Below are 5379 nucleotides of genomic sequence, written 5' to 3' on the forward strand. Positions count from 1 at the left end.
ACCTAACAATGTTGCCGACTTTTTACGTCGTTACAATACTTTTTCATCTGCTGTTTAAGCTATTAAAGACTTTTAAGATAATGATAATCAAAAACAGGGGGAGGAGGCGAGCGACGCTCGCCTCCTCCCCCTTCCCTCCATACGATTATCATTCTTATTAAGGATGTTTTGAGTATTTTAACTGATTGACAAAAAGCGCTTTATCTTAACCTTTCACCGATGATGTGGGATGGATTTACAGAAAAACCGGAAGTGGGTTTATAACTGCCTGTCTCTGATAGAGTTTGTCTAATCACGGACGAAGAAATGACTGTTTCTATCGCTTTGAATATTAATTGGGGGTATCTAACGTTGGCGTGATTAACGAGAAATCTTTTAGCTGCACCACTTTTTCTCATGGCGTACCGCCCGCCATAGGCGATCGCACTTCTTGGAGAAGAATTATCACTTTACCCTGCTTTTGTCCTTAACCAAGAAGTATTGCCTAAGCACCCCGATGATTAAAAAGAAGCACTACTGCTTATTTTTTCAGTAAAATTACTGAAAAAATAACTTGAATTTTCATTTTTTATCGTAGTTTTACTGAGTACATTAGCACTTATAGTTCTTACCCTTAAGTAAATCTTGTAAAGAAATAGTTCACCAGACTGTTTAGCTCTGGGTAACACATACCTAAATCTAAAAACACTTGGACTTCTATTCAAGGAATGCCAACGGCAATCAAGATGGATTTTTATCAAATCCTCAGCCCACACAGCTACAGTCCAAGTTTATTCAAAAAATTATTAAGTAAAGAAATTAAAACATGACAACAGCATACGTTCTCAGTAATAACACTCTGATCTCGTTTGATACTTCTAACCCCGATAACCTTAATGCTAATATCCCTATTACTGGACTGGTGACAGGGCAGAATTTAGTAGGTATTGACTTCCGCCCCCAAAACGGCAAACTCTACGGAATCGCTAGCGATGGTATGGGCAATGCCCAGCTTTATGCCATTAGTATCCAAACTGGGTTAGCTGTTGCTATTGGGACATTAGGGCAATTTGTTGATGGTGTCGGCAACCCTGTTGCAATTACAGGTTCCGACTTTGGAATAGATTTTAATCCAACAGTCGATCGCCTCCGCATTGTTACCTCCAATGGACTCAACTTTCGCGTTAATCCCAATACTGGGGCGGCGATCGATGGTAACTTATCCATAACAGGTGTGAATCCTGATGGTTCAATCAATGGTGGTACCACTACAGTCAATGCCACTGCCTATACAAACAACGCTCCCAACGTTACAACGACCACACAATACACACTGGATTCAGTTAGTAATACACTATTCATTCAGAATCCACCCAATAATGGCACCCAGACATCGCCACTGGTAGTCACCCTTAATGGCACTCCTCTAGACTTTACTAGTGTCAATGGCTTTGATATCCCATCTGGTGTCAATGTTTCAGCATCAAATACTCCAGCCACTGGACAGGCATTTGCGGTTCTCACGGTCGGTAGTATCACCGGACTTTATGGAATTGAACTTTCTACAGGTGTTGCCACACTGATCGGAACAGTGGGTACAGGCACAGATGCAGTTCAAGGGTTTGCACTCCAAAACGAAGTGGCTCCTGGTGGCGTACCTCTGATTGGATTGACTGCCGATGGGACTCAACTCCTTCGGTTCAATAGTGCCAGTTCTGCAACAGTAGCAACCGCCACAATTACTGGTGTAACGCCAGGTGAGATCCTAGTAGGCATTGACCTACGTCCAGCTACTGGGCAGTTATATGCACTGGGAATTAACGGTACAAATAACACAGGCACTCTGTACCTGATTGACCCTCAAACTGCAACAGCAACAATTGTCGGTGGTTCAGCAGGGCAAATTGCCCTTGTTGATGTTATGGGTAATCCTGTTGATCTACCCCCTGCTAACACTGGTTTTGGTTTTGACTTTAATCCAACGGTTGATCGTATCCGTGTCGTCACAAATACTGGGTTGAACTTCCGCCTCAATCCAATTACAGGTCTCGCTGTTGATGGAAATACTGGAGCAACAGGTATTAACTCAGATGGTGCAATTAATGGACTTCCTGTCGGTTCTACAGGGATTTCTGCCACTGCCTATACAAACAGCTTCAATGGAACCACTGGAACCACTTTTACAACTCAATACACGCTAGATCCAACTAGCAACAGCCTGTTTATTCAGAACCCGCCTAACAATGGCACCCAAACAGTTCAATTGTCAGTTACGCTTAACGGTGCTGCACTAGACTTTACTGAAGTTGGCGGTTTCGATATTCCGTCAAATGTACGAGTTAATGCATCAAATGCAGCAGCTTCAGGACGGGGGGTAGCAGCATTGAACGTTGGAGGTTTGACTAATCTATATACGATTGAACTAAGCACAGGGGCTGCTACACTGCTCGGTCCCATTGGTTTAGGTACAAGTTTAGCTGGTTTGACAGTTGCAGAATCTCCTACTGGCACAGTGGCATTTGGCAACCCTACCTATACTGTTGCTGAGAATGGCACAGCGATCGCCCTTGATTTAGTTCGTACAGGTGGTTCGAGTGGTTCTTTTACAGTAGATTTGGCTGCTACAGGTGGAACAGCAACTGCTGGTTCTGATTATAATGGCGCACCTGTAACTGTAACTTTTGCTGATGGTCAGACTACTGCCACTGCCACCTTAAATATTACTGATGACAGCCTGCTTGAAGGTAATGAGACAGTTACACTGTCCTTAAAAAATGCCACAAACGGAGCTGTTTTAGCAGCACAGGATACTGCTAGCTTTAACATTACTGACAATGATACTGTTGGCACGATCGCGCCTAACTTTGCTGCTAACGGTAGTGCCATTATCTCTATTGCTAGCAACTTTCAAAGCCTTGTGCAGTTCTCGTTATCCAGTCGAAAGAATACCGTTGTCAACGAGATCGTTGCTTTCACCGTTGATGACGATTTAGGTAATATCAATGGCGTTGCCCCTAATGCCACAGGCTATCTTGAAGCTGTGATCGCTCGTTCTCGTACCATCTTCTCCACACTCAGTAACAATCCTAATGGCTTTGGCGGTGAACTATCAAGTATTTTAGATTTTGGGTCAAATGCACGCTTCTCCACTTTATTGATTCAAAACGGTAGCCTTGATGAATTACGAGCCAGAAAGATTTCTGCTAACAGCGTCTTTTTGAGTAGCCAGACTTCGGTGCGTATTTCTAGTGCTACTGCCAGTAATTTCACCTTTGGCTTTGAAGATAGTCCAAACAGTGGTAACAATGACTTTAATGATATAGTGCTGGAAGTTAAAACAGTTAGCCAGAGTGCCTCAGCAGGATCAGCTTTGCAAGGGCAGAGTGAGGTGCTAGATTTGCGCTCTCTGACAGGACAAGTTAGTACTTCATTTACCGTCAACCGTGAAGCAGCTTTCGACAATTTTGTTGGATTTTACCGCGTAGTAGACCAGAATGGTGGAATTGATACCAATGGTGATGGTACGGCAGACATTCTGCCGGGCGGAACAGGTTACGCTCAAGCAGTGGTAAATAATCGCATAACAGAAATTGACTTAAGTGTAAAAAACCAACAAACAGCAACCCTGTCAGGACAGTTTGCAGGTGGCTCTATTTTTGCTCCTTTCTTAATTGCAAATGCTTCAGTGAACGAGGTTGTCAATGGTCAAAAGTTGGATCAGGTATATTTCGCCTACCTTGGAGCAAATTCCGATCAAGCCGATCATATTCGCCTCCTCGGTAACAATACATTTGGCTTTGAGGATTTACGGGGTGGTGGAGATAAAGACTTCAACGATCTCATTGTGCGTGTCACTATTTAAACCGATCAAAACAAGTTCATTAAACCCTGGAGGTGGCATTTCATGAGCATCACCCAAGGCAAAATAACGAATATCGCTCAGGGGGTCGTCGAGTCTATTAGTACGAGGGGAAAACAGCAGGGCAATAGTTCCTCCCTTTCCACGCTCAACTGAAGATTGTCGTACTGGAGGAAATATTGGCTTTCCCTCGGGAAATGATTACCGATGACCAAAGACGAGAGTTTGTTGCACCACCTGCTGTTGTTGTGGAAAGGGACAAGGGGGAAAGAGAGCGGTTAGCCATCTCCACTGATTGGAGTAATCACTCTACTGCGTGGTTGATACGTCATCGGCAATGGTACGATAACTTTACAAAAGTTAAAGGGGTGTAAACCGTACCGATGTAGGTTATAAATGCCGTATCTACTGCTGAAAAGCTTGATATCACTCCATTGTGGCAACCCAAGTAAAAATCTAAGTTCTCAATTTTCCTAGTTTGAGGTTTTTAAAAGCATTTTTAGCCTCTGCTTGCGGCTGGCGATCGCAAGAGAGCGGACGAAACAGCGCCATCGCTGTTGGAGAAGATGGGCAATACAATTATTCCTTTGGGCAACGAGTGATGAACGTTGCGGTGTGATGCTGGAATTTGAGGATCTTGATCCTGATAAGTTTGCTCAATTGGTGGCAGATACTCCACAGTGGGCTGAATGGATGGCGTGATTCATTGGGAACAGATAGTGATCGTTAAAAGATCAGTTCCTCCCAAGTAAAAAGAACTAACTGTTATCCAGCATCCAGGGATTATTAACTATGGGGGCTGTCTTTGAGCCTCACTAAAATTCTTGTCGCACATCAACGTCAGATAGCATATCGAAAACTCATATCGGTACATAGTGTAAACATTCTATTCTTCTGGAGAAATCTCAATGACCATTTCAATGTACCAAGCTTTAATACCCGTGTCTACTCGCACACTGGACAATTTTATAAACATTCTTGAAAAGGGTGCTGCTTATGCTGAAACAAAAAAAATAGATCCTTCTGTATTGATTAATAGTCGTCTCTCTCCAGATATGTTTCCATTATCAAAACAAGTGCAAATGGCCTCTGATATAGTAAATAGAGGTGCCGCACGGTTAGCAGGAATAGAACCACCTAAGTTCGAGGACAATGAAACTACTTTTCCTCAACTTATTGACCGCATTCAAAAAACTATTTCTCATTTAAATACTTTTAAACCTGAGCAAATTGACGGTTCAGAAGAGAGAGAAATTACCCTACAAATGCGTGACAGCACTCTCTCTTTTCAAGGAATGCCATTTCTCCTATATTTTGTTTTACCAAACCTTTATTTCCATGTCACAACAGCGTATGACATTCTTAGGCACTGCGGTGTAGAACTTGGCAAAGGAGACTTTCTTGGTCAGCCTTAATCGGAGCAATATCTAATACCAATTTAATATGAAGCTACATATAATGGTAAGAAGCCAACTCCTAAGTTTAAATAGCCATGAGCCGCCCGTTTAAGATTGAAATCACAGAGAGCGAAGAGGAACTAA

The 5379-nt window shown here is 42.9% G+C and carries 4 protein-coding genes; all 4 read left to right on the forward strand.

The window, feature by feature from the left end; translation table 11 throughout:
• Positions 1–805: 805 nt before the first annotated feature.
• A complete protein-coding gene (locus tag H6G97_RS44410) occupies positions 806–3841 on the forward strand; it encodes a DUF4394 domain-containing protein (RefSeq protein WP_190946849.1) in 3036 nt (1011 codons plus the stop codon).
• Between the two features lie 176 nt (positions 3842–4017).
• On the forward strand, positions 4018–4212 hold the full coding sequence (locus H6G97_RS44415) for a hypothetical protein (RefSeq protein WP_190946850.1): 195 nt from the start codon (positions 4018–4020) through the stop codon (positions 4210–4212).
• 136 nt (positions 4213–4348) lie between these two features.
• A complete protein-coding gene (locus tag H6G97_RS44420; RefSeq protein WP_190946851.1) occupies positions 4349–4540 on the forward strand; it encodes a hypothetical protein in 192 nt (63 codons plus the stop codon).
• 206 nt (positions 4541–4746) lie between these two features.
• Positions 4747–5253: a DUF1993 domain-containing protein gene (locus tag H6G97_RS44425; RefSeq protein ID WP_190946852.1), complete on the forward strand. Its 507-nt coding sequence runs from the start codon at positions 4747–4749 to the stop codon at positions 5251–5253.
• Positions 5254–5379: the final 126 nt, after the last annotated feature.

The sequence above is a fragment of the Nostoc flagelliforme FACHB-838 genome (assembly GCF_014698065.1).
GTDB lineage: Bacteria > Cyanobacteriota > Cyanobacteriia > Cyanobacteriales > Nostocaceae > Nostoc > Nostoc flagelliforme_B.